This window comes from Arsenicicoccus cauae (assembly GCF_009707125.1).
In the GTDB taxonomy this organism is placed as follows: domain Bacteria; phylum Actinomycetota; class Actinomycetes; order Actinomycetales; family Dermatophilaceae; genus Arsenicicoccus; species Arsenicicoccus cauae.
Genome location: NZ_WLVL01000040.1, coordinates 332947 through 357510 on the forward strand (window position 1 = coordinate 332947; position 24564 = coordinate 357510).

At 71.8% G+C, this 24564-nt stretch carries 19 protein-coding genes; 11 read left to right on the forward strand and 8 right to left on the reverse strand.

Going from position 1 to position 24564, the window contains the following annotated elements:
• Positions 1 to 105: 105 nt before the first annotated feature.
• From cphA to glgC, 4 genes are all read right to left on the reverse strand, one after another.
• The gene (cphA, locus tag GGG17_RS13625; RefSeq protein ID WP_154594202.1) at positions 106 to 2916 is read right to left on the reverse strand and encodes a cyanophycin synthetase; all 2811 of its coding nucleotides are present in this window, start codon (positions 2914 to 2916) and stop codon (positions 106 to 108) included.
• Positions 2917 to 3051: 135 nt separating this feature from the next.
• Positions 3052 to 3948 carry a cyanophycinase gene (locus GGG17_RS13630; RefSeq protein WP_154594203.1) on the reverse strand — a complete coding sequence of 299 codons (897 nt, stop codon included), beginning with the start codon at positions 3946 to 3948 and terminating at the stop codon, positions 3052 to 3054.
• 193 nt (positions 3949 to 4141) lie between these two features.
• Entirely contained in the window at positions 4142 to 4861 is a 720-nt protein-coding gene (serB, locus tag GGG17_RS13635) for a phosphoserine phosphatase SerB (RefSeq protein ID WP_288800110.1), read from the reverse strand.
• 75 nt (positions 4862 to 4936) lie between these two features.
• Entirely contained in the window at positions 4937 to 6190 is a 1254-nt protein-coding gene (gene glgC, locus GGG17_RS13640; protein WP_154594205.1) for a glucose-1-phosphate adenylyltransferase, read from the reverse strand.
• 148 nt (positions 6191 to 6338) lie between these two features.
• Here glgC and glgA point away from each other — a divergent pair, with 148 nt between their 5' ends.
• A complete protein-coding gene (glgA, locus tag GGG17_RS13645) occupies positions 6339 to 7532 on the forward strand; it encodes a glycogen synthase (RefSeq protein ID WP_311966695.1) in 1194 nt (397 codons plus the stop codon).
• A gap of 139 nt (positions 7533 to 7671) precedes the next feature.
• Here the strand turns inward: glgA and GGG17_RS13650 are convergent, their stop codons facing one another.
• A complete protein-coding gene (locus GGG17_RS13650) occupies positions 7672 to 8433 on the reverse strand; it encodes an Rv1486c family protein (RefSeq protein ID WP_154594206.1) in 762 nt (253 codons plus the stop codon).
• Between the two features lie 41 nt (positions 8434 to 8474).
• On the opposite strand from GGG17_RS13650, the gene GGG17_RS13655 reads away from it, so the two are divergent.
• From GGG17_RS13655 to GGG17_RS13680, 6 genes are all read left to right on the forward strand, one after another.
• Positions 8475 to 9269: an ABC transporter ATP-binding protein gene (locus tag GGG17_RS13655; RefSeq protein ID WP_154594207.1), complete on the forward strand. Its 795-nt coding sequence runs from the start codon at positions 8475 to 8477 to the stop codon at positions 9267 to 9269.
• A gap of 107 nt (positions 9270 to 9376) precedes the next feature.
• The gene (locus GGG17_RS13660; protein ID WP_154594208.1) at positions 9377 to 9841 is read left to right on the forward strand and encodes an NfeD family protein; all 465 of its coding nucleotides are present in this window, start codon (positions 9377 to 9379) and stop codon (positions 9839 to 9841) included.
• Between the two features lie 3 nt (positions 9842 to 9844).
• Positions 9845 to 11035 carry an SPFH domain-containing protein gene (locus tag GGG17_RS13665; protein ID WP_154594209.1) on the forward strand — a complete coding sequence of 397 codons (1191 nt, stop codon included), beginning with the start codon at positions 9845 to 9847 and terminating at the stop codon, positions 11033 to 11035.
• A gap of 96 nt (positions 11036 to 11131) precedes the next feature.
• Complete coding sequence (locus tag GGG17_RS13670; RefSeq protein WP_311966696.1) at positions 11132 to 11899, forward strand: sulfite exporter TauE/SafE family protein; 768 nt, start codon at positions 11132 to 11134, stop codon at positions 11897 to 11899.
• 13 nt (positions 11900 to 11912) lie between these two features.
• On the forward strand, positions 11913 to 12737 hold the full coding sequence (locus GGG17_RS13675) for a TrmH family RNA methyltransferase (protein ID WP_311966697.1): 825 nt from the start codon (positions 11913 to 11915) through the stop codon (positions 12735 to 12737).
• Positions 12738 to 12873: 136 nt separating this feature from the next.
• Positions 12874 to 14283, forward strand: coding sequence for a sugar porter family MFS transporter (locus tag GGG17_RS13680; RefSeq protein WP_154594210.1), 1410 nt, complete (start codon positions 12874 to 12876; stop codon positions 14281 to 14283).
• 46 nt (positions 14284 to 14329) lie between these two features.
• Here the strand turns inward: GGG17_RS13680 and GGG17_RS13685 are convergent, their stop codons facing one another.
• On the reverse strand, positions 14330 to 15769 hold the full coding sequence (locus GGG17_RS13685; protein ID WP_288798410.1) for a GuaB1 family IMP dehydrogenase-related protein: 1440 nt from the start codon (positions 15767 to 15769) through the stop codon (positions 14330 to 14332).
• Between the two features lie 10 nt (positions 15770 to 15779).
• The gene (locus tag GGG17_RS13690) at positions 15780 to 16337 is read right to left on the reverse strand and encodes a YbhB/YbcL family Raf kinase inhibitor-like protein (protein ID WP_154594211.1); all 558 of its coding nucleotides are present in this window, start codon (positions 16335 to 16337) and stop codon (positions 15780 to 15782) included.
• Between GGG17_RS13690 and GGG17_RS13695 the strand changes: the two genes are divergently transcribed.
• Positions 16336 to 19980, forward strand: coding sequence for an ATP-binding cassette domain-containing protein (locus tag GGG17_RS13695; RefSeq protein ID WP_154594212.1), 3645 nt, complete (start codon positions 16336 to 16338; stop codon positions 19978 to 19980). The two genes, GGG17_RS13690 and GGG17_RS13695, sit on opposite strands and share 2 nt — an antisense overlap.
• A gap of 744 nt (positions 19981 to 20724) precedes the next feature.
• Here GGG17_RS13695 and GGG17_RS13700 read toward each other — a convergent pair.
• The gene (locus tag GGG17_RS13700) at positions 20725 to 22179 is read right to left on the reverse strand and encodes an IS1380 family transposase (RefSeq protein WP_311966699.1); all 1455 of its coding nucleotides are present in this window, start codon (positions 22177 to 22179) and stop codon (positions 20725 to 20727) included.
• A gap of 958 nt (positions 22180 to 23137) precedes the next feature.
• Here GGG17_RS13700 and GGG17_RS13705 point away from each other — a divergent pair.
• From GGG17_RS13705 to GGG17_RS13720, 3 genes are all read left to right on the forward strand, one after another.
• On the forward strand, positions 23138 to 23344 hold the full coding sequence (locus tag GGG17_RS13705) for an antitoxin MazE-like protein (protein WP_154594213.1): 207 nt from the start codon (positions 23138 to 23140) through the stop codon (positions 23342 to 23344).
• Entirely contained in the window at positions 23341 to 23667 is a 327-nt protein-coding gene (locus tag GGG17_RS13710; RefSeq protein WP_288798416.1) for a type II toxin-antitoxin system PemK/MazF family toxin, read from the forward strand. The genes GGG17_RS13705 and GGG17_RS13710 overlap by 4 nt, the downstream gene beginning before the upstream one ends.
• 249 nt (positions 23668 to 23916) lie before the next feature.
• The gene (locus GGG17_RS13720) at positions 23917 to 24498 is read left to right on the forward strand and encodes a nucleotidyltransferase family protein (RefSeq protein WP_311966700.1); all 582 of its coding nucleotides are present in this window, start codon (positions 23917 to 23919) and stop codon (positions 24496 to 24498) included.
• Positions 24499 to 24564: the final 66 nt, after the last annotated feature.

Here is a 24564-nt window from a genome sequence, read left to right on the forward strand (position 1 = left end):
CCCAGCCCCTCCAGACGACCCAACCTGAGCTCCCAGCTGACACAACGCAGCGAGCGCGCCGCCCCGCGATCGGGGTGGCGCGCTCGCCGCGCACCGCGTGGCGACTCAGGCGGTCTCGGCCTGCGCGGCCTGGTCCATCACGAAGTCCGGGTCGTACGCCCGGCCGTCCTGCTCGTTGTCGCCGCGCGGGGTCGCGACCTTGGTCCGCTGCTCGAGGCGTTCCATGACCTGCGCGTGCTTGTCCACGCACAGCACCACCAGGTCGCCGGGCTCGGCGATCTCCAGCGCGCGGTCGGTCGCCTGGAGCTCGTCGAGCACGATCTCGACGTCGGTGCACCGGGCTCGCCCGGCCTCCTGCGCCTGCCGTATGCCGCGCGCCACGTGCTCGGCCTGCTCGCCCGGGGCGCGCCCGCGCAGGTGGGCGTCGTCGCGCACGACGATGGTGTCGAAGTACTCCGCGGCCACGGCGCCGAGCTCGGCCATGTCGTCGTCCCGGCGGTCGCCCGCGGTCGCGACCAGTCCGATGCGCCGCACCGTGCCGCCGGCCCCGCGTTCCTCCTGACGGTCGGCATACCGCTGGGCGAAGTCACCCAGCATGCGCATCCCGGCCGCGTTGTGGCAGTAGTCGACGATGATCTGCCGGCCGGCGACGGTGAGCAGGTTCATGCGGCCGGGGGAGAGGTAGTAGCTGGTGGTGAAGGTGCGCAGTCCCTGGCGGATGTCCTGCAGCGGCGCCCCCAGCGCGAACGCGGCGCCGGCGGCGGCGAGGGCGTTGGCGACGTTCATGCGCGCGGTGCCCTCGAAGGTCGACGGCAGCAGGTGGGTGAACGCCAGCTGCATCGAGCGGCGGCCCTGGCGGATCACGATCATCTCGCCTCGCTCGGTCTCCTCGAGCACGACGGCGCGGCCGCCGCGGCGGCAGTGCTCGTCGATCATGGCGCGCTCCTCGGAGCCGGGCGCCTTGAGGGAGAACCACACGACCGAGCCGGAGCAGCGGCGGCGCATCGCCCGCACGTGCTCGTCGTCGGCGTTGAGCACGGCATACCCGGAGCGGGGGACCGCCTCGACCACGACGCGCTTGACCGCGGCGAGCTGCTCGAGCGTGTCGATCCCCTTGAGCCCCAGGTGATCTGCGGCGACGTTGGTGACGACGGCGACGTCGTTGCGGTCGTAGCCGAGGCCCTCGCGGATGATGCCGCCGCGGGCGACCTCCATCACGGCGAGGTCGACGCGGGGGTTCTGCAGGACCATGCGCGCCGAGCGCGGGCCGGACGCGTCGGCCTTGATGACGAGGCGCTCGTCGATGACGACGCCGTCAGTGGAGGTCATGCCGACCTTGCGCCCGAGACCCTTGAAGATGTGGGAGATCATCCGGCTGGTGGTGGTCTTGCCGTTGGTGCCGGTCACGGCGATGATCGGCACGCGCGACGGCGCCCCGGGGGGAAACAGCAGGTCGACGACGGGCTTGGCGATGAACTGCGGCTCGCCCTCGGTGGGGTGCGTGTGCATCCGGAAGCCGGGGGCCGCGTTGACCTCGCAGATCGCGCCGCCGGTCTCGCGGACCGGCTCGGTGATGTCGGGGCAGATGAAGTCGATGCCCGCGACGTCAAGCCCGATGAGCCGCGCCGCCTCCTCGGCCACGTCGACGTTGTCGGGGTGGGCGTCCCAGGTGCGGTCGATGGAGATGCCGCCGGTGGACATGTTGGCGGTGAGGGCCAGCTTGACCATCTCGCCGCGCGGGACGACCGCGTCCATGGCGTGGCCCTGCGACCGGACGAGCTCCACCGCGGCCTCGTCGACCTTGATCTTGGTGAGGACCTTCTCGTGGCCGACGCCGCGGCGGGGGTCGGCGTTGGTGATGTCGACGAGCTCGGCCACCGTGTGGGTGCCGTCCCCCACGACGTGCGCGGGGACGCGCTCGGCGATGGCCTGCATGCGGCCGCCGATGATCAGGCAGCGGTAGTCCTTGCCGGTGACGAAGGACTCGACCATCACCGACCCGCGCCGGGACTGCTCCTGCGCGATCGGGAAGGACTCGCGGACGGCCTGCTCGTCGCGCAGGTCGAGGCAGACGCCGCGGCCGTGGTTGCCGTCGAGCGGCTTGACGACGACGGGGTAGCCGATCCGGCGGGCCGCGGCGGCGGCACCCTCGACGTCGCGCACGAGCTCGCTGCGCGGGACGGGCAGGCCGGCCGAGGCGAGCAGCTGCGTGGTGAGGTCCTTGTCGGAGGCGATGTCGACGGCCAGCGCCCCGGTCAGCGAGGTCATGGTGGCGCGGAAGCGCTTGGCGTGGACGCCCTGCCCGAGCTGGACCAGCGAGCCGCGGTTGAGGCGCTGCCAGGGGATGTCGCGGCTGACGGCCTCCTCGAGGATCGCCATCGTGGACGGTCCGAAGGCCTGACGCTGCGCGAACCGCAGGAAGGTGGCCAGCTCCGCCTCGAAGTCGAAGGCCTCGTCGTGCTCCACCAGGTCGTTGACGAGGCGGACGGCGAGCTCGCACGCGGCCAGCGCGACGGCCTCGTCCAGGTAGCCGACGATGACGTTGTACTGCCCGACCTTGCCGCGCACCGAGCGGGTCTTGCCGCGGCGCAGGTCGTGCCCCGCCTCCTGCTGCAGCTGCAGCGCGACGTGCTCGGCGACGTGACCTAGCCACGTGCCGTCCTGCATCCGCTGGATGAAGCCGCCCGCCGTCCCGACCGAGCAGGTGTGACGCTCCAGGCCCGGCAGCAGCTCGACCAGGCGCTCGGTGAAGCCCGGGAGCAGGTCGGTCGGGTACTCCTCCAGGATCCCGAGGTCCACGACGAGGTGGACGGCCTGGTCGTAGGACCAGACGTTCGGCCCGCGGTAGACCCGCTGGGACAGGACCCGCAGGTCGGGTCGGGCCGGCCCGCAGGGGCGGGGGCGTGGGGTGTCCATGGAGACCTCCTGGCTGGGGGACGCGGGCCCCAGGCTAGCGGCCCCGGACGGTGCTGTCCCTCTGGTCCGTCGGGGGGCGGGGCGGGGACCGATGCCGTATGCCGGGACCGCCGCCACCGGGGGTCACCGGCTCGCTCAGACGACGGGCGCGGACCCGTCCGGGTGCTCGCGCTCGGAGCGGCGCATGTCGACGTCGGGGTGCATCTCGGAGAAGCTCATGAGCGTGGCGGTCTGCAGGTCGAAGGTCGACCCGGCGGGCAGCGTGTGGACGACCGCCCCGCTCACGAGCAGCGGCGCGTCCTCGGCCGCCTCGTAGGCGTCGGTCACCGCGCGGCGGGCGTCCGCGATGAACACGCCGCCGTCGCCGATGACCGTGAGCACACGCCCGTCGGTGATCTCGGCGGCCGTGTCCTCGTCGACGCCCATACCGAGCAGGGCGGGGGAGCCGGCCACGAGGGACAGCAGCCGTCCGTAGCGCGTGCGCTGCGCGAAGTGCTGGTCGACGATCACGTCCGGGAGCAGGTCCAGACCCGCCGTCAGCTGGCTGGACCGCTGGCGCGGGGTGATGCCCTCGTCGCCCATCGAGATCATGAACCGGCTCATGATCGAGGCCCCCGCCGAGGTGCCGGCGATGACGGCGCCGCGCTCGTAGGCCCGGTGGATGGCGCGCCCGACCTCGGTGCCGCCGATGAGCTGGGCGAGCTTGAGCTGGTTGCCCCCGGTCATGAAGACACCGGTGGCCTCGTCGATGGCAGCGGCGCCGCACCCCGCGTCGGTGCGGTCGGCCTCGGCGCGGCTCTGGATGTCGACCGTGACCGTCCGGTCCGCCCCGAGCCGGGCGAAGACATCGGCATAGACCTCCGCCGCCTCGTCCGCGAACGCCGACGCGGACGGGATGACCACCATGCGGGCCCGCTCGCCGCCGGCCAGCCGCACGAAGCGTCGCAGCACCGTCGCCCGACCCATCTTGTCCTCGGCGCCGCCGATGATGAGCAGCGAACGATGGATGGTCGGCTCCGGCTGGGCGGACATGTGCGGATCAACTCCCGGTGTCATGGCAGCGCACGGACCGCGGTGCGCTGCCCGTTACCCTAGGCCGCTGCCCGCGGGCCCCCGGGTCGCCGCGCCGCAGAGCGAGACGAACCCGTCCACGCCCGCACCCGCCCGTCCTGCCCCCGCCCGCCACCGCCCGTCCCGCCCCCGCACGCGACCGCCCCGCCGCGCCTCACCGGGCTGCGCGGGGGAGCCCCAGCAGCTCGACCAGGTCGTCGAGCCGGGGGCCGGGCAGGCACACGTCGGCGCGGTCGGCCAGCGCGGGCTTGGCGGCGAAGGCCACCCCGAGCCCGGCCGCCTGCAGCATGTCGAGGTCGTTGGCGCCGTCGCCCACGGCGATCGTGCGCTCCGGCGGTATGCCGTGCCGCTCGGCCAGCTCGCGCAGGACGCGGGCCTTGACGGCGCGGTCCACGACCTCGCCGGACACGCGCCCGGTGAGCCGACCGTCGGTGACCTCCAGGGCGTTGGCGACCGCGTGGTGGATCCGCAGGGTCTGCGCGAGCGGGCCCACCACCTCCACGAACCCGCCCGACACCACGCCCACGACGCCGCCCGCCGCGGTGACCGCGTCGACGAGCTCCTGCGCCCCGGGGGTCACCCTCACCGCGGCCCGCACCGCGTCGATCACCGTCACAGGCAGCCCCTCGAGCACGGCGACCCGCGCGTGCAGGCTCTGCGCGAAGTCGAGCTCGCCCCGCATGGCCGCCTCGGTCACCGCCCGCACCTCGTCCTCCTTGCCGGCGTGCGCGGCGAGCAGCTCGATGACCTCGTCCTCGATGAGCGTGGAGTCGACGTCGGTGAGCAGCAGGGGTGGACCCTCGGCCAGCGCGGCACGGGTGCGCTCGAGCACCTCGGGGCGGCGGACCAGGGGAGCGGCGGGGGTGTCGGGCACGGGCCCCAGCCTAGAGACGGCGACGTCGTATGCCGGTGGGCTGTCCGGCATACGACGTCGTGGTCATCGAGCCGGTCAGTGCACGATCTGGACTCCCTTGCCCACCACCGTGATCCCGGAGTCGGTCACGTAGTAGCCGCGGGCCCGGTCGTGCTCCTTGTCGACGCCGACCATCGCGCCCTCGGGGACGTCGACCCCCTTGTCGAGGACGGCCTTGTGCACGGTCGCGTTGCGGTGGACGACCACGTCGTCAAAGAGCACGGAGCCCTCGACGGTGGAGTAGGAGTTGAGCTTGACGCGCGGGGACAGCACCGACGTGCTGACCTCGGCGCCGGACACGACGACGCCCGGGCAGACGGTGGAGTTGGTGACCTTGGCGGCGCGCGAGGCCATGCCCGTGACGAACTTGGCCGGCGGCAGCGACTCCATCTGCGTGAAGATCGGCCACTCCATGTTGTAGAGGTTGAACACCGGGTTGAGGGACACGAGCTCCATGTGCGCGTCGTAATAGGAGTCCATGGTGCCGACGTCGCGCCAGTAGCCGTGGTCGCGCTCGGTCTCGCCGGGCACCACGTTGTCCCTGAAGTCGTAGACGTAGGCGTCGCCAGCGTCGACGAAGGCCGGCACGATGTCGCCGCCCATGTCGTGCTTGGTGTCGTCGCGGGCATTGTCGCTCTCGAGCGCCGCGACCAGGGCGTCCTTGGTGAAGACGTAGTTGCCCATGGACGCGAGGATCTCCTCGGGGGAGTCCGGCAGGCCCTCGGGGTCGGTGGGCTTCTCGAGGAACTCGCGGATCTTGGCCGGGTTGCTCGGCTCGACGTCGATCACGCCGAACTGGTCGGCCATGGACCGCGGCTGACGGATCGCGGCGACGGTGCATGCGGCCCCGGTGTCGACGTGCTGGGCGACCATCTGCGAGAAGTCCATGCGGTAGACGTGGTCCGCACCCACGACGACGACGATGTCCGGGTCCTCGTCGCGGATGAGGTTCATGGACTGGTAGATCGCGTCGGCGGACCCGCGGTACCACTCCTTGCCGATGCGCTGCTGCGCCGGCACGTTGGTGACGTAGTTGCCGAGCATCTGCGACATGCGCCAGGTGCGCGACACGTGCCGGTCGAGGCTGTGCGACTTGTACTGCGTTAGCACGACGACCTTGAGGAAGCCGCTGTTGACGACGTTGGACAGGGCGAAGTCGATCAGACGGTAGTTGCCGCCGAACGGGACGGCCGGCTTGGCGCGGTCAGCGGTGAGGGGCATGAGTCGTTTGCCCTCCCCGCCGGCGAGGACGATGGCGAGGACCTTCTTGTGGCCGCGGCGGTTGTACATGCCCTCACCTTAAGGTCGCGGCGATCCGCCTGCCACGGGAGGGGATCCGCCGTGAGCGGCGAATCGTGGCGGGCCCGGATTCGCCGCCGCCGACCGTCTCGTCGGGGCTGGGCGGGCGGGCGGGCCCGACCCCGGATAGGTTGCTCCCGTGCGAGTCGACATCGTGAGCAAGGAGTACCCGCCCCAGGTCTACGGCGGCGCGGGTGTGCACGTCACCGAGCTCGTCCGGGCCCTGCGGGCCCGCGGCGACATCGACGTCCGGGTCCGCTGCTTCGGCGGCCCCCGGGACGAGGAGGGCACGACCGGGTATGCCGACCTGCCCGAGCTCGAGGGGTCCAACGCGGCGCTGGTGACGATGGGCACCGACCTGCGCATCGCGGCCGACGTGGGAGGCGCCGACCTGGTGCACTCGCACACGTGGTACGCCAACTTCGGCGGTCACGTGGCGTCGCTGCTCAACGGCATCCCGCACGTGATCTCGGCCCACTCGCTCGAGCCGCTGCGGCCCTGGAAGGCCGAGCAGCTCGGCGGCGGCTACGCGCTCTCGTCGTTCGTGGAGCGGTCGGCCTACGAGGCCGCGGCCGGGATCATCGCTGTCTCGGCGGGGATGCGCGAGGACATCCTGCGCTGCTACCCCGCGCTCGACCCGGCGCGGGTCCACGTGGTGCACAACGGGATCGACTCCGAGGACTGGGGGCCCGGCCCCGACCCGGAGGTGCTCGACAAGTACGGCATCGACCCCGACCGGCCGTTCGTGTGCTTCGTCGGGCGGATCACCCGGCAGAAGGGGCTGCCCTATCTCATCAAGGCCGCCGCCCGGCTGCCCGAGGGCGTGCAGCTCGTGCTGGCCGCCGGCGCGCCCGACACTCCCGAGATCAAGGCCGAGGTCAAGGCGCTGATCGACGACCTCAAGTCCCGCCGCGACGGCGTCGTCTGGATCGCCGAGCACCTGCCCCGCCACGAGATCGTGGCGCTCGAGTCGGCGTGCACGGTGTTCGCGTGCCCCTCGATCTACGAGCCGCTCGGGATCGTCAACCTCGAGGCGATGGCCTGCGAGGCGGCCGTGGTCGCCACGGCGACCGGCGGCATCCCGGAGGTCGTGGTGCACGGCGAGACGGGGTGGCTGGTCCCGATCGAGCAGGTGCAGGACGGGTCGGGCACGCCGCTGGACGAGGAGCGGTTCGTCGCCGACCTGGCGGCGGCGCTGACAGATGCCGTGTCGGACGTCGAGCGCGCGCGGGCCATGGGGCGAGCGGGACGGCAGCGCGCCGTCGAGCACTTCTCGTGGGCGGCGATCGGCGACAAGACCCTCGAGGTCTATCGCACCGTCCTCGACGCCTGATCCCGCACCTCGCACCTCGCATCCCGCATCCCGCATCCCGCATCCCGCAGGATCGTGAGCGTCTCGTCCAAGAATGTCGGGCAAGACCCTCACGATCTCCGGAGGGGGAGGGTGAAAGGGGGAAGGGGCGGTCGCGCGGTCAGGGGAGGCGGTCGGCGGGGAGGTAGCCCGCGATCGCCAGCGCCGCCACGTTGGTGGCCGTCTCCAGCGCCTCGTCCGCCGCCCGCTGCAGCCGTTGCAGCGTCGCCGACCGGCGCCCCGCCTCGCCCGCCACCAGCGACGGGTCGGCGGCCTCGAGCCCCAGGTCGGCGATGCGCCCGACCGTCGCGGCCAGGGTGATCACGGACACCGCGCGGGCGGGCAGGTCGGGTGGCAGCCCCCAGCGCCCTGAGCCCAGCGCGGCGTCGGCGGCGTCGCGCGCGGCCGCGCCCCAGACCGCGCCCAGCGACGTGAGCTCCTCGGTGGCCGAGGCGATCTCGGCCCGCAGGACCCGCTCCGCCTCGCGTAGCGACAGCATCTCCAGGCGGTGGCTCGGCACCGGGTCGCCGTCGTATGCCGTCAACCGCGCCGCCCACCCGACGTCGCCCGCGGGCCCGAACTCCGCCACGGCCGGGACCAGCGCCACGCCCAGCGCGGGGGAGTAGCAGCACTCGCCCGCCTCGGCCGCCGCCCCGACGAGGTCGGGGTTGCCGCGCGGCACCGAGACGGTGGCTCCGGCGCGGGGCAGCGCCACCGCCACGACGCGTTCGCCCAGCGAGCCCCAGTCCTGCACCCGCTCGACCCCAGAGACGTGGTCCAGCTCGGCCGCCGCCGCGACCAGCGCCCGCTCCAGGGGCAGGCGGCCGGCATACGCGCTGGTCACCCACAGGGCCAGGCGACACGACAGGGGCAGCTCGGACATCCCGGCCATCCTAGGCGCGCGGGGTGCCATAGGGTCGGAGCATGAGCGACGTCCTCGAGTTCGACGATGTCACGGTGCGCCGTGGCGCCACCACGCTGGTCGAGGGGATCGACTGGGAGGTCGAGGAGGGTCAGCGCTGGGTCGTGCTGGGCCCCAACGGAGCCGGCAAGTCGACGCTGCTGCAGCTGGCCGCCGCGCGGATGCACCCGACGAGCGGGACCGCCAGCGTCCTCGGCGAGACCCTCGGGGCGGTCGACGTGTTCGAGCTGCGGCCTCGCATCGGGATCGCCAGCGCCGCCACCGCCGAGCGCGTCCCCCTGTCGGAGCGGGTGCGCGATGTCGTGCTGACCGCGTCCTACGCCGTGATCGGGCGATGGCGCGAGAGCTATGACGAGCTCGACGAGCAGCGGGCCGACGAGCTGCTCGGCACCCTCGGCGTCGCGCACCTCGCCGAGCGGACCTTCGGGACGCTGAGCGAGGGGGAGCGCAAGCGCGTCCAGATCGCCCGGGCCCTGATGGCCGACCCCGAGCTGATGCTGCTCGACGAGCCCGCCGCCGGCCTGGACCTCGGTGGTCGCGAGGACCTCGTGCGTCGCCTCGGCGAGCTCGCCCAGGACGTCATGTCGCCCGCCCTGGTCCTGGTGACCCACCACGTCGAGGAGATCCCGCCGGGCTTCACCGACGTGCTGCTCCTGCGCGACGGGATGGTCGTGGCCGCCGGACCGCTCGAGCTCACCCTCACCGAGGACAACCTGTCCGAGACCTTCGGCCTGCCGCTGGTCCTGGAGCAGCACGGCGAGCGGTATGCCGCCCGCGCCCGCCCCGACGCGGGCTGAGGCCTGCGCGGGAACCCGCACGGCCCGGGACACGTCACACAGGTGTCCGCGCCGCAGCCGCACCCCCCAGGTGCCCGACGTGCTGGAGACGAGGAGAGTGGGACGTCATGGAGTGGTTCGCTGACAACGGCTGGCTGGCCTGGGTGGGACTGGCCCTGATCCTGGGGGCGATCGAGGCGGCCAGCGTCGACTTCTTCTGGCTGATGCTCGCGGGAGGCTCCCTGGCGGGGGCGATCGCGTCGGCCCTGGGTGCCGGGTTCGCGGTGCAGGTGGTCGTCGCCGTGGTCGTGGCGCTGCTGCTCGTCCTGCTGGTGCGGCCCATGGTCAAGCGGCGGTTCACCGTCGCGCCGGACACCAGCATCGGCGCCGGCGCCAACATCGGGCGCGCAGCCCTGGTCACCGAGACGGTGACCACCACGAGCGGGCTGATCAAGCTCGCGGGGGAGACGTGGACCGCGCGCACCCAGGCGGGGCAACCCGCCATACCCCCGGGCCAGGAGGTCCGGGTGGTGTCCATCGAGGGGGCTACCGCCGTCGTCGCCGACGCCGCGGACAGCCGGGAAGGCATCTGATCCATGGAGACCCTGATCGTCCTCGGCATCCTGGTGCTCTTCGCGGTCATCGTGATCGCCAAGACCATCAAGATCGTGCCGCAGCAGACGGCGCTCATCATCGAGCGGCTCGGCAGCTACTCACGGACCCTGACGGCGGGCCTGCACCTGCTGGTCCCGTTCTTCGACAAGGTCCGCGCCAACATCGACCTGCGCGAGCAGGTGGTGTCCTTCCCGCCCCAGCCCGTGATCACGAGCGACAACCTGGTCGTCTCCATCGACACGGTCATCTACTACTCGGTGATCGACGCCAAGTCGGCCGTCTACGAGATCGCCAACTTCATCCAGGGCATCGAGCAGCTCACCGTCACCACCCTGCGCAACGTCATCGGATCCCTCGACCTCGAGCAGACGTTGACCTCGCGCGACCAGATCAACGCCCAGCTGCGCGGCGTCCTCGACGAGGCCACCGGCAAGTGGGGCATCCGTGTCAACCGCGTCGAGCTCAAGGCCATCGACCCGCCGCACTCCGTGCAGGACTCGATGGAGAAGCAGATGCGCGCCGAGCGTGACCGTCGCGCCGCGATCCTGACCGCCGAGGGCGTCAAGCAGTCCCAGATCCTCACCGCCGAGGGCGAGAAGCAGTCGCAGATCCTGCGCGCCGAGGGCTCCGCCCAGGCCCGCATCCTCGAGGCGCAGGGTCAGTCCCGCGCCATCACCCAGGTCTTCGACGCGATCCACCGCGGCAAGCCCGACCAGAAGCTCCTCGCCTACCAGTACCTCCAGGTGCTCCCCCAGCTCGCCCGAGGCGACGCCAACAAGCTGTGGGTCATCCCGTCCGAGCTCACCGAGGCGCTCAAGGGCATCGGCTCCGCGCTCGGAGGCAACACCGGCACCGACGGCAAGGGCGGCTGGGGCAGCGACCCGTCCGACCCCTACACCCCCGAGGACTCCGAGCTGTCCCGCGCGGCGTTCGACGACGTGCAGCTGCAGGACCCCGCCGAGGCGCTCCGTGAGGCCCGCAGCCAGGCCCAGGCCACCGAGCGCGAGGCCGAGGACCACGCCCAGGAGCGACGCCCCTCCGGTATGCCGACTGCGCCGACCCAGGCCATGCCCGCCGCAGAGCCGCACGTCGACCCGCCCCACGTGGAGCCGCCCGCCGGCCCCACGCCCCCGCCGCCTGGCGCGAGCCCCGCTGACAGAGAGCCGCGCTGACCCGCGAACCCCGCTGAGGGCGGGCGGACGGCATACGTCCCGACCACCATCCGCCCCTCTGGGCACGGACACCCGGTCACCACCTATGGTGGCCGGGTGTCGCTGTGGGAAGCCCTGGTCATCGTCCTCGCCGGTCTCGGCGCCGGGACCATCAACACCGTCGTCGGGTCGGGGACGCTGATCACGTTCCCGACGCTGCTGCTGCTCGGGATCCCGCCGGTCTCGGCCAACATCTCCAACAGCCTCGGGCTGTGCGCGGCGGCCGTCACGAGCATCCCGGGCTTCCGGTCGCTCATGGTGGGCATGGGCGACCTGGTGCGCCGATTCGTGCCCGCCGCGTTGGTCGGCGCGGTCGCGGGCGCCGTCCTGCTGCTGGTCCTGCCCGCGGAGGCCTTCCGCGTGGTCGTGCCGGTCCTGATCGCGCTGGCCCTGGTCCTCGTCGTCCTGGGCCCGCGGATCAGCCGGTGGACCACGACCCACCACCAGGAGGCGATCAGCCCGACCCGGATGCGCCTCGCCATCGCCTCCGTGGGGCTCACCGCCGTCTACGGCGGCTACTTCGGGGCGGCGCAGGGGATCATCCTCGTGTCCCTGCTGGGCCTGCTCCTGCCGCACCCCCTCCCGCAGATCAACGCCATCAAGAACATCACCGCCAGCCTCACGAACTTCGTGGCGGCGCTCGTCTTCATCGTGGTGGCGCGCGACCAGATGCGTTGGGACGTGGCCGCGCTCATCGGCCTCGGCGCCCTCGGCGGCGGCTGGGTCGGTGCCCGGATCGGGACGCGCATCTCGGCGTCCGCGCTGCGCGTCATCATCGTGGTGGTGGGCGTGGCGGCGATCGTCAAGCTGGTCGCCTTCCCGTGACTAGGCTTGCGCGGTGCCCATCTGGATCGATGACCCCGCCGACCCCGCGCTGCTCGACTACGTCGGCCTGACCGACGTCGCGCTGCGGCGGCGCACCGAGCCGGAGCGCGGGCTCTACATCGCCGAGAGCGACAAGGTCATCCGCCGCGCGCTGGCGGCCGGGCACCGGCCGCGGTCCTTCCTGATGGCGGAGCGCTGGCTGACGGACCTCGCCGACCTGGTCTCCTGGGCCGAGTCGTCCGGCATACCGGTATATGTCGGGACCCACCGCATCATCGAGGACCTCACGGGCTTCCACCTGCACCGTGGGGCGCTGGCGTCGATGCAGCGGCCCGAGCTGCCTGCGGTGGGGTCGGTGCTGGAGGCGGCGCGCCGGGTCGTCGTGCTCGAGGACATCGTCGACCACACCAACGTCGGCGCCATCTTTCGCTCGGCGGCCGCGCTCGGGGTCGACGCGGTGCTGGTCACCCCACGCTGCGCGGACCCCCTCTACCGCCGGTCGATCCGGGTGTCGATGGGCACGGTGTTCCAGGTCCCGTGGACCCGCATCGACCCCTGGCCGGGCGGAGTCGAGCTGCTGCGGGACAACGGTTTCCACGTCGCCGCGATGGCGCTGAGCGACGACTCCGTGTCGCTCGACGAGCTCGCCGCCGCGCCGCCGGAGCGTCTCGCGGTGGTCATGGGCACCGAGGGCGACGGCCTGTCCACCCGCACCGTTGCGTCGGCGGACTCGGTGGTGCGCATCCCGATGGCCGGGGGAGTGGACTCGCTCAACGTCGCCGCGGCCTCGGCAGTCGCGATGTGGGCGCTGCGGGCGCGCGCCTCAGGGACTGGCTGACGGGGCGGGCTGACGGGGCTGGCTGACGCGACGCCGCCGGTCGGTTGGTCTCGCTCGGGTCACGATCGCCGAAACCGCGCCCCTGCACCATTTTTCGGGGCGCGATGCGCGGGTCTCGGGGGCAGGATCGTGCGCCATGAAGCCACTCGTCCTGCGCAGCGCCCTCGTCGCGTCGCTCGGTGGTCTGATCTTCGGATTCGACACCGCCGTCATCTCCGGCACCACCGAGGCCCTCAAGGCCCAGTTCTCGTTGTCGGACTCCGCGCTGGGCTGGGCCGTCGGGGTCGCCCTGCTCGGCACCATCCTCGGCGCGCTGACGGCGGGTCAGCCCGCGGACCGGTTCGGCCGCAAGAAGGTCCTGTTCGTCATCGGCATCCTCTACGTCCTCGGCGCCCTCGGCACGGCCTTCGCACCCAACATCCTGGTCCTGTCGATCTTCCGCTTCCTCGGCGGCATCGGCGTCGGCGCGGCCTCGGTGTGCGCCCCGATCTACACCGCCGAGATCGCCCCGGCCAAGGTCCGCGGTCGCCTCGTCGGGCTGGTGCAGTTCAACATCGTGCTCGGCATCCTGCTGGCCTACCTGTCCAACTACCTCATCCGGATCATCATCAACGACGAGGCCACCGACTGGCGCTGGATGTTCGGCGTGATGGCGGTGCCCGCCGCGATCTTCCTCGCCATGCTGATGACCGTCCCCGAGACTCCCCGCTGGCTCATGGCCAACGGCCGCGACGAGGAGGGCCGGGAGGTCATCGGCCGGCTGACCCAGACGCGGGAGGAGGCCGACCTGCAGATCCAGGAGATCGACGCCTCGCTGGCGTCCGCGGCCAACGCGCCGTCCGTGCCGTTCTTCGTCAAGGAGCACCGCAAGGTCATCCTGCTCGCGTTCACCATCGCGATGTTCAACCAGATGTCCGGCATCAACGCGATCCTCTACTACGCCCCCGAGGTGATGAAGAAGGCCGGCGCCTCCACCGACGCGGCCTTCCTGATGTCGGTGGCCGTCGGCTTCATGAACCTCGTCGCCACCATGACCGCCCTCACCGTCATCGACAAGATCGGGCGCAAGCGGCTGATGACCATCGGCTCCATCGGCTACCTGATCAGCCTCGGCTTCCTGTCGGGCCTGATGTTCTACTACGAGAAGGGCAAGGGTGGGGCCTTCGACTCCACCTCCAGCATCCTCGTGCTGATCGGGCTGCTGGTCTTCATCGCCGCCCACGCCTTCGGCCAGGGCGCCGTCATCTGGGTGTTCATCTCCGAGATCTTCCCCAACCGCATCCGCGGCCGCGGCCAGTCCCTCGGCTCGCTCACCCACTGGGTGTTCGCGTGGCTCACGTCGACCTTCTTCCCGCCGATCATCGGTGCGCTCGGCGGCGGGGTGGCCTTCGCGATCTTCTTCGTCTTCATGATCGGCCAGCTCTTCTGGGTGCTGCGCGTCATGCCGGAGACCAAGGGCGTGCCGCTGGAGGAGATGGAGGCCAAGCTCGGACTCACCCACGACCCGCGGGACACCGGCGGTGGCCCCACCCCGGTGATGCACTGACGGTCGTATGCCGGACCGCCCGCCATCCACACCCGCCGCCTCGGGCTCAGGACCAGGACTGGTGCAGGGGCCGCCCCTCGGCGTAGCCGGACGAGCTCTGGATGCCGACCACCGCGCGGTCGTGGAACTCCGCGATCGAGCGGGCGCCGGCATACGTGCAGGAGGAGCGCACCCCCGAGATGATCTCGTCGATCAGGTCCTCGACCGAGGGGCGGGCCGGGTCGACGTACATGCGCGCGGCCGAGATGCCCTCCTCGAACAGCGCCTTGCGGGCCCGGTCATAGCTGGACTCGCCGGCCGTGCGGTTGGCCACGGCGCGCTTGGACGCCATCCCGAAGGACTCCTTGTAGGCACGGCCGTCGCTGTCGCGCTGCAGGTCTCCTGGCGACTCCAAGGTCCCCGCGAACCACGACCCGATCATGACGTTGGACGCCCCGGCGGCCAGCGCCAGCGCGACGTCGCGGGGGTGGCGCACCCCGCCGTCGGCCCAGACGTGCTTGCCGAGCTCGCGGGCCGCGGCGGCGCACTCCAGCACGGCGCCGAGCTGCGGGCGCCCCACGCCGGTCTGCATGCGCGTGGTGCACATGGCGCCGGGCCCGACGCCGACCTTGATGATGTCGGCGCCCGCCTCGACCAGGTCGCGCACGCCGTCGGCGGAGACGACGTTGCCGGCCACCACGGGCACGTCGACGCCGGCGGAGCGCACCGCGCGCAGCGCGTCGATCATCTTGTCCTGGTGGCCGTGGGCCGTGTCGACCACGAGCAGGTCGGCGCCGGCGTCGACGAGGGCGCGTGCCTTGGCGGCGACGTCGCCGTTGATGCCGACGGCGGCGGCGATGCGCAGACGACCCTGGGCGTCGGTGGCGGGGGTGTAGAGCGAGGCGCGCAGCGCCCCCTGCCGCGTGACCAGGCCCACCAGGTGGCCGTCGGCGTCCACGACGGGCGCGAGCTTGCGGTGGCGGTCGTGCAGCAGCGCGAACGCGTCGCGCGGGCTAGTGCCCTCGGGGATGGTGAGCAGCTCGGTGCTCATCACCTCCGACAGCTGGGTGAACCGGTCGACGCCGACCAGATCCGCCTCGGTGACGATGCCGACGGGCCGGTCGTCGACCTGCACGATCGCGGCGCCGTGCGCGCGCTTGGGCAGCAGGCCGAGCGCATAGCCGCAGGTGTGGTGCGGCTTGACCGAGATGGGGGTGTCGTAGACCAGGTGGCGCGACTTCACATCGGCGATCACCTCGGCGACGATGTCGACGGGGATGTCCTGCGGTATGACGACCAGCCCGCCTCGACGCGCCACCGTCTCGGCCATGCGACGCCCGGCGATGGCGGTCATGTTGGCGACCACCAGGGGGATGGTCGTGCCGCTGCCGTCGGTCGTGGACAGGTCCACGTCGAGGCGGGAGGTGACGGACGACCGCGACGGGACCATGAAGACGTCGTCGTAGGTCAGGTCGAAGCTCGGCTCCAGGCCGTTGAGGAAGCGCACTCGTCCGAGCCTACTGCTCGGGCACCTCACACATCCCCGTGATGACGGCGCGGGCGAGGGTGTGCGCCCCGATCGTGAAGCCGGTCGCCGCGCCGCTCGCGGTGTCGTCGAGCCCCAGGTCGTCGGTGTCGAGCGCGTGCACGGCGAAGATGTAGCGGTGCGGACGGTCGCCCGCGGGCGGCGCCGCTCCACCGAAGGCCTTGAGGCCGTAGTCGTTCGCCATCATGAACGCGCCCTTGGGCAGGTGCTTGCCCCGCTCGGCGCCCGCGCCCTCGGGCAGCGAGGTGCAGTCGGCGGGCAGACCGACGAGCAGCCAGTGCCAGAAGCCGCTGGGGGTGGGTGCGTCCGGGTCGAAGCAGGTGACGGCATAGCCGCGCGTCTCGGTGGGCGCACCGCTCCAGGAGAGCTGCGGGGAGCGGTTGTCGCCGGTCATGCCCCACGAGTCGAAGAGCTGGGCGTCCGGTAGGTCCGCGCCGTCGTCGAAGGACTCGCTGGTGACGGTGAAGGAGCCCACCTGGGGGAGCAGCTCGTAGGGGTCCGGGGCCGTGGGTCGGTCGAGGGTGCTCATGCTCCGACCCTATGCCGCAGGATCTGCGCCCGCACCCCTGTGGCGCCGTATATCCGTGGTGGCCGGGCCGCACGCTCGCGTAGCATCCATCGCCGTGACTGTGTCCGGCCGCCCCGCTCATCCCGCCGACCACCCGACCGCTGACCACCGGACCGTGACCTGGCGGCGCCTCGCGACCCCGACGGCCGCGGCCGCGCTGGTGGCGCTCACGATCGGCGCCGTGGGGACGGCGCTCGGGACGGTGGTGGCGGGTCGACTCGCCGACCAGGTGTCCTGGCGGCTGGTCGGGGTCCTCGCCCTGTGCGTGGTCGGCGGCGCGGCGGTCGACACCGTCGGTCGGTGGTTGTGGGCCGGCGTCTCCGACCGAGCGGAGGGCCGGCTGCGGGACGACCTGCTCGACGCCGCACTGAGCCAGCCGCTCCCCGCCCTGTCGGAGCAGCCCGTGGGGGAGATCCTCGACCGGGTCGACGACGACACCCGCGAGGTCGGGTCGCTCGTGCGGATGCAGCTGTGGATGATGCTGCGCGCCGTCGTCTCGATCGTGCCGATGCTCGTCGTCGCGGGATTCACGTGGTGGCCGTCGGTGCTGCTGTTCCCGGTGTTCGCCGTCGCGGCCGTCCTGTCGGTGCGCGGCCTGCTCGGCGAGATCGCCCGCCGCAAGGTCGTCGAGGAGGCCGCGTGGACCGACCACGCCGCCGCGCTCGAGGAGGGCATCGCCGCCCAGGACGACCTGCGCACGAGCCTCGGTCAGGCCTTCGCGATCCGCCGCGTGGCGGCGTTGTCCGCCGAGGTGCACCGGCGATTCCACGAGGTGCTGCGGCTCGAGGGGGCCGTCACCCTGCGCACCGGGGTCATCCTGCACGCGCTCCTGGCGGCCGTCGCCGTCGCCGGGGTCCTGCTCGCCACGGCGGACCGGCTGTCCGTGCCCCAGCTCGTCACGCTGTTCCTCATCACCGCGACCTTCGTGGGCTACATCGGGCGGGTCGCCGACCAGCTCCCCGACCTGCAGGCCGGCCTCGGCGCGGTGATGCGCCTGCGCCAGCTGATGGCGGTCGAGCCGGAGCCCGAGGGCGGCCGGGAGCTGCCGCCCGGGCCCGTGAGCCTGGAGTTCCGGCACGCCTGCTTCGCGTATGCCGAGGGGGCGTTCGCCCTGCGCGACGTCGACCTGACGGTGCCGGCGGGCCAGACGCTGGCCCTCGTCGGGCGCACGGGGTCGGGCAAGTCGACGCTCGCCTCGCTCGTCTCGCGGGCCGTCGACCCCCGCCCCGGCGAGGTCCTCCTCGAGGGGATCGACGTCCTCGACCTCGACCTGCGCGCGCTGCGCCAGACCGTCGGCGTGGTCACGCAGCGCACCGAGATCCTGGCGGGCACCCTCGGCGACAACATCTCGTTGTTCACCGACGCGCCGCGCGAGCGCATCGAGGCCGTCCTGGCCGAGCTCGGTCTCTCGGACTGGGTCAGCGGCCTCGACGACGGGATCGACACCCTGCTCGGTCCCGGCGGCACGGTCCTGTCCGCCGGGGAGGAGCAGCTGCTCGCCTTCGCCCGGCTGCTGATGCGCGACGTCCAGGTCGTCGTCCTCGACGAGGCCACAGCGCGGATGGACCCGCTCACCGAGGCCCGCGTCGTCGCCGCCTCCGAACGGCTCCTGCGTGGCCGCACCGGCATCCTCATCGCGCACCGGCTGTCGACGATCGCCCGCGCGGACCTCGTCGCCGTCCTGGCCGGTGGCCAGGTCGTGCAGGCGGGGGAGCGGGCGCGCCTGGCTGCCGAGCCCGGCGCCTTCCGGACGCTGCTGGAGGCCGCCCGAGAGACCGGCGGTGACCACGGGGCGGCCGGGACGTCATACCCTCGTCCCTCGGACCGTCCGGACGCGGCCGCCCCCTCGGGCAGCACCGCCGTCACCGCCCTGGGGACCGTCCGTCGCCGCGGCGAGCCCCCGGCGTCCCGCGACCCGGGCGACGGGTCCTCGCTCGCCCGCGGCATCCTCAACGTCCTTGCCGTGCGCCCGGCCTGGGGCCTGCTGGCGGTGGCGCTCTTTCTCGCTCACTCCCTCGGCGGGGCCGTCGGCGCTCTCACGGGCTACGCGTGGGGGCACGCCGTCCAGGCACTGCAAGGCGGCACCTCACCGTGGTGGTGGCTCGCGCTCGTGGTGGCGGTGTCGCTGCTCGGCCCGGTGGCTCTGGCGGCCGCGGTGGTGCGCTATCCCCGCTGGTGGGTCGAGGTCCTGCTCCGCGTGCGCCTGTCCGTGCTCGTCGGCCAGACCGCGCAGCGGCGCCTCGAGCGGGTCCCGGCCGGCGAGGTGGTGGCCCGGGCGATGGACTCCGACCGCTACGCGCGCTACGCCGACCGCTGGGTCGACTTCGTCAACGGCCTGCTGATCTGCCTGGTCACCGCGCTCGTCGCGGGCACCTGGCTCGCCGGTCTCGTGCTGCTCGTCGTCATGGCCGCCTCGGCCGTCGCCTCGGCGGTGGGCCGTCCCGTCGCCGGGCGGTCCGCGGCCCAGGCCTCGGCGACCCGGGCGCGCTTCGGCCGGGTCCTCGTGTCAGTCCTCGAGTCGGCTCGCACGGTCAAGCTCGCAGGCCGCATGCCGGAGGTGCGCCGCCACCTGCGCCAGGTCGACGCCGGCCGGGTCCAGGCGGCCGTCCGCGAGCACCGGGTCCAGGCCTTCCTCGACGGCGTCCCCACCGTGATGGTGCAGGCCGGCGCCGTGGCGGCCTGGGTGGGCGTGCTCACGGGGCGGTGGGGTCTGGCCACCGCCCTGCTGGTGGTCAACGCGGTCAACGGCTTCGACTGGTTCGGCCGGGTCGCCGGGGCGGTCGTCACCGAGGCTCCCGGCACGCGCGCCTGGCAGGTGGCGACCAGCCGGATGGCGGGTGGCGCGGACCTGGTCGCCCTGCCCGCCGACGTCGACCTCGTCACCGGGGACGCCCCCGAGCCGGCGGCCACCCCGCGCGTGCCCCTGGAGCGCCTGTCGCTGCGTCGCCTGTCCGCCGTGCACGAGGACGGCACGGTCGGCGTCGAGGACGTCGACCTGGACATCGAACGGGGCGAGCTCGTGCTGCTGCTCGGCCAGGTCGGGGCCGGCAAGTCCAGCCTGCTGCGGGCCGTCGCGGGCCTCGCCGACCACCGGGGCTCGCTGCGGTGGAACGGTCAGGAGGTCACCGACCCCGAGGTCTTCCTGCGCCCCGGTCAGGTGGCCTACGTCGGCCAGGTGCCCCGGGTCCTGTCGGGCACCTTCGACGAGAACGTCCGTCTCGGCTTCGACCGCGCCTTCGACAGCCCGATCGGGGTGGCGCGGCTCGAGCCCGACGTCGAGCAGGCGGGCGGCGCGCACTCGCTCGTCGGGCACCGCGGCGTCCGCCTGTCCGGCGGGCAGGTCCAGCGCCTCGCCCTGGCCCGCGCGGTCGCCGCCGACGCCGAGCTGCTGCTGGCCGACGACGTGTCGTCCGCGCTGGACGCCCGCACGGAGATCGAGCTGTGGCAGGCGCTGCGCTCTCGGTCGATGACGGTGGTCGGGGCGACGTCCAAGCGGGCGGCCCTGGCGCAGGCGGACCGCGTCGTCGTCGTCGTGGACGGCCGCGTCGCCGAGGTCGGCCCCTGGTCCGACCTCGCCGGACGCTGGGGACACCTCGCCGGGTGAGCCAGGCCAGGTTGCGGGGTATGCAGACCACGGTGCTCACCACTGACCGAGTCCGACTGACCACCTCGTGTCCCATGACTAGGTCTCGTCGTCGCCTCGCCACCGCTCTTGGCACCGTCGTCGCGACGCTTTTGCTCTCAGCGCGCGAGACGGGCTCGTGGAGCAGCCGGTGCGACAGCAGCGGCAGCTGCCGCCTCGAGATCTCAGGCACCGAGTTCCACGACCTGCCGCGCTCGCTGAACTCGCAGGGCCGATTCAGGAGGGTGCGGGAGAAGATCAGGCTGGCCGAGGCCACCCAGGGCGGCACCACCTCGATCCCTGTCTGCCGGTTCGAGGCTGGCGGTCCAGCAGGGTGGTCAGCTCGCCCCCGCGGCGGCCCCGCCACGGCATACGGCCCGCAGTGTCCCGAACCCGTCGCCCAGCGCGTCGACGTGCATGGCGTCGAAGAAGCCCGCGTCCTGGTTGTGGGGCACGACCCCGCCGTGTGTCTATTGGACGAGCTCGTGAGCCCAACGAGCACTGACGGGAACGTGATCGACATGGCGAAGACGCTCGACGACTTCCTCGTATCTGACAGTCCGACTGGACCTAAGCCTCGATCCACCGATGGGCGGATGCGTGGCGTTGATCGTCGTCTCGGGCGGAGGAGGCGAGGAGGGGCGCGGGTGATCGCCCGACCTCGCTGTCGGGGTGTTCCACGTCGGTGTTTCTCGGGTCGCGCCGCCTGCGGCTGGGTGGTCAGGACTAGGCGATGGCGGGCGGGTCGGCGACGCGGTCGAACAGTCGGGTCCACGGCTGCTGCCAGGGCCACGCTTGGGGCAGGTGCAGGGTGATCCGGCGGGCGGAGGACGCGACTCGTGCCGGGACGTGGATCAGCTTGCGACGGACGGTCGCGGTGGTCGCCTTGGCCAGGTCCGAGCATCCGGTCGGGCCGGTGGCGGCGATGACGGCGGCGGCGCGGGTGAGGTTGAACGCGATGACGGCGAGCACGAGCCAGGCGCTGTTGGCGGTGAACTTCCCGGAGGGCAGGTGCGCCAGCGCGGAGGCCTTCAGGTCGGCGTGGACCTGTTCGATGATGGCGTGCCCGCGGTGGGCCTGGTCCGCGGCGACGGTGTCGAGCTGCTGGGCGGGGGCGGTGGTGAAGAAGGCGTGGAAGCGCCACACGTCGAACAGGGTGCCCTGCCCGTTCGTCTTCTTCTTGTCGGTGTGCACGTCCGGGATCCGGCGCACGACCAGCCGGCCGGGGACCCGGTCGGCCGTTTTCTTGGAGGTGAACGCCGTGTACGGGACCTCGGCGACCTCCGCTTTCGAGATCCACGTGCCGGTGGTCTCGTCGAAGATCGCGTCCGGGTACTTGATCGTCGTCCACGCGCCCTGGTCGATGCCGGCGATCGCGGCCTTGACCGCCGGGTCCATCCGGACGGTGACCGACACGTGGGCGCCGCCGGTGATCGCCGCGTGGACGGCGTCGCGGCCGTAGTAGGCCGAGTCCATCCGGACCAGGACCGGCGCCTTCGCGCCGAGCAGGCGGCGGGCCTGTTTGACGGCGTCGCCGACCAGGCGTTTCGCGCCGCGGGGCGAGCCGCAGGCGCCCTTGCGCAGCCGCTGCGCGAGGACCAGCGGCGCACAGCGGTCCGTGGTGAGGGTGGCGATCAACGCGTTCAGGCCGCGGACCCGGGTGTAGCCGAACCCGGCGCCCTGCTTGGCGTGGCCGTGGACCTCGATGATCGTGTCGTCCACGTCGACGAAGGCGTACCCGCCGCCGGCTCCCGCCTCGTCGCCAGCGGGCAATGGTGCCGGGACCGGTGGGGTCAGCCCGGCGAGCCGGGCCAGCGAGAGCAGGAACCGTGCGGCGACCGCGTCGAGCTGGCGGACGTGCCCGAAGGTGAACGTCCGCAGGAACGAGCCCAGCGTCGACGGCGCGTACACCCGGGCGAAGACCCGGCCCATCCCGCCGTGGCGCAGCAGCGCCATGTCATCGATGCTGTCGGCGCCGGCGAGCATCCCCGCCACGAGCGAGGCCACCTTCAGGCCGGCGTTCGCGCCCTTGTCCGTCGGCACGCTCATATGCTCATCGGCCAGCTTCCGCAGGCCCGCCCGGTCCGCCAGCGCCAGCAGCGGGACCAGGCCGGCCGGCGACACGAGATTCGGGTCGTCGAACACCGCCGACGTGCGGGTCAGGGTGTGAGAGAGTTTCACCTACGAGATGCCCCTCGTGCGAGACGGAGATGAAGCCTGAAGAACTCCAACTCTGTTTCAGCACAGGGGCATTCTCATGCTACGACGCGCCGGATCAGCTCACCGCGCCAAGTCTATCGGTGGATCGAGCTAAGTGCGTCATGGGATGCTGAGTCAACTCTCTGAGATGGCGATTCGCTCAGCAGAACGACTTGTCTCACCCGAGCACCGCAGGCTGAGGTAGGCAATAGCTCGCTCGACCGATGTGTCGATAGTGTCGTCATCCAGCAGCCGCACGTGAGGTGACCAATTAGCTACCTCACACAGGACCCCCTCGTCCCCCCAAGACACTTCCACCAAATACGCGCCAGCGGGCGCGGCACTCGGCGCTACGGCGTCAACCCTAGTTTGTACCGAGGATTCACCCCCAAAGTGTCCCAGCACCAAGTCGGAGAATGCGCGGCCAGCATTAATCCTCCACTTCTGATCCATTCGAACGCGCTCCCACTCTTTGTGTTCAGGCACCAACACCAGACACCTGCTCATCGCCAGGGCCCATGCCACAGATCGAAATGATACCCAAAGAGCTTCAGCCGGAATACTGTACGGGCCCGCCGCTTGCCGTTGACGAGCGCAGCTCGCTTCCCGCTCCAACCTAGCGCAAAGTTCTTTTTTCTCATGAAAAGACCAGCACTACCAGCACCTGAATGCGTGTCGCCAAAGAGGCGACTAGTTGCCCCGAATCGCTTCGACCGGTACATCCATGAACCAAATCGCGAGGCTCCCAGTACGGCGCGGTCTGTGCGTAGTGCCCATCCAGCGTATCGAAGGGCGCGGACACGGACGTTGGTCGTCGAGCCATTCCGGTGGTCAGGCGTCAGGGTCGGAGCGTGCGTCGGGCTTGGGACGTCCGCTCATGCCGATGGCAGCGCGCTTCACCTATCGGTCCTGAACGCTTGTTACATGTAACGTGGTGGGCATGAAGGTGAAGCATCGAGTCAGTGAGTACCGGCGCAGGATGCGTGCACGCGGCCTTCGGCCGGTGCAGATCTGGGTCCCTGACGTGCGCAGCGAGCGATTTGCGCGGGAGGCGCACCGTCAGGCAGGGATCGTCGCAGGCTCGGACGAGCTGGCCGATGACCAGCCGTTCGTCGAGGCGATCACCGCTTCCTGGGACGAGGAGTGAGGCGCGGCGAGCTGTGGACAGTGGCTGGGGGCGTGTACGCGTCCAAGCCCAGGCCTGCGCTGATCGTGCAGGACGACCTGTTCGCCGGTACCGCCTCGGTGACGGTCATGCCGCTGACGACGACCTTGGTCGATGCTCCTCTGCTGCGCGTTCGCGTCGTCGCGGACGACTTCACCGGCCTGCAGCACGAGAGCCACGTCATGATCGACAAGATCACCACCGTTCGCCGCGAGAACGTCGGTTCTCGTGTGGGTCGGCTGACTCCCGAAGGCCTCGTAGAGGTCGAACGGGCCCTGATGGCGTTCCTCGGTCTGGCCAGATAGTCCACCCAGCAGACCCGACGTCATCCGCTCTTGCCGCGCGTCGGACGTCAGAGGTTCCAGGCGGAGCGGGACAGCTCGTGCTCGACGGCTCGGCGGATCCACGCCGAGACCGAGCGGTCGTCGGCCTCCGCCGCTCGCTTGACGTCCTCGAGCAGCCCCCCCATGCAAGCCAGGTGCCCATGGGCCCCAGTCTCGCGCCCGACGACCAGACGACCAAGCGCGAGGCCGAACCTGTGAGACGCTGACGCGGTGGGCCACTCCTCGGACGTGCACGATGAGATCGTGCTGGCGGCGGTGCTCGCCGACCCTGTGTGTGCCGCGGTCCTGGACCGCCTCCCATCATTGGGCCTGACGGAATGGTGGCTGACGGCGGGTGCGGTCTTTCAGAACGTCTGGAACTCCGTCGAGGGCAAGCCCGCCGGGTACGGCATCAAGGACTACGACGTCTTCTACCACGACGACTCCGACCTGAGCTGGGAGGCCGAGGACGTCGTCACCCGCGCCGCCGACGAGCTCATGGCGGACGTCCCAGCACCGCTCGAGGTCCGGAACCAGGCACGCGTCCACCTCTGGTACGAAAAGAAGTTCGGGAAGCCCTGCCCTCCCTTCAGCAGCGCCACCGACGCCATCCGGGCCTTCGCCTCAACGGCCTGCTGCGTCGGCGTCACCAGGGGCGAGTCCGGGCTACGGCTCTATGCACCGTTCGGCCTCGACGATGTCCTCGGCATGCACCTCCGCCCGCACCGTCGCCTCGCGCCCAAGCAGGTCTATGACGCCAAAGCGTGCGACTATGCCGCTCGGTGGCCCAGCCTCACCGTCGAGCCCTGGTAGCGACCAGAGTTCATGACAGCCCCTCGCACGGACGTCGGTCCGACCAGGGGGCGCCCCGCGGGTCTC

Excerpts from the sequence above, each read along its gene's own strand:
- cphA (WP_154594202.1), bottom strand. The coding sequence starts at position 2,916 with ATGGACACCCCACGCCCCCGCCCCTGCGGGCCGGCCCGACCCGACCTG.
- GGG17_RS13630 (WP_154594203.1), bottom strand. The coding sequence starts at position 3,948 with ATGTCCGCCCAGCCGGAGCCGACCATCCATCGTTCGCTGCTCATCATC.
- glgC (WP_154594205.1), bottom strand. The coding sequence starts at position 6,190 with ATGTACAACCGCCGCGGCCACAAGAAGGTCCTCGCCATCGTCCTCGCC.
- GGG17_RS13650 (WP_154594206.1), bottom strand. The coding sequence starts at position 8,433 with ATGTCCGAGCTGCCCCTGTCGTGTCGCCTGGCCCTGTGGGTGACCAGC.
- GGG17_RS13655 (WP_154594207.1), top strand. The coding sequence starts at position 8,475 with ATGAGCGACGTCCTCGAGTTCGACGATGTCACGGTGCGCCGTGGCGCC.
- GGG17_RS13660 (WP_154594208.1), top strand. The coding sequence starts at position 9,377 with ATGGAGTGGTTCGCTGACAACGGCTGGCTGGCCTGGGTGGGACTGGCC.
- GGG17_RS13665 (WP_154594209.1), top strand. The coding sequence starts at position 9,845 with ATGGAGACCCTGATCGTCCTCGGCATCCTGGTGCTCTTCGCGGTCATC.
- GGG17_RS13680 (WP_154594210.1), top strand. The coding sequence starts at position 12,874 with ATGAAGCCACTCGTCCTGCGCAGCGCCCTCGTCGCGTCGCTCGGTGGT.
- GGG17_RS13695 (WP_154594212.1), top strand. The coding sequence starts at position 16,336 with ATGCTCCGACCCTATGCCGCAGGATCTGCGCCCGCACCCCTGTGGCGC.
- GGG17_RS13690 (WP_154594211.1), bottom strand. The coding sequence starts at position 16,337 with ATGAGCACCCTCGACCGACCCACGGCCCCGGACCCCTACGAGCTGCTC.
- GGG17_RS13705 (WP_154594213.1), top strand. The coding sequence starts at position 23,138 with ATGAAGGTGAAGCATCGAGTCAGTGAGTACCGGCGCAGGATGCGTGCA.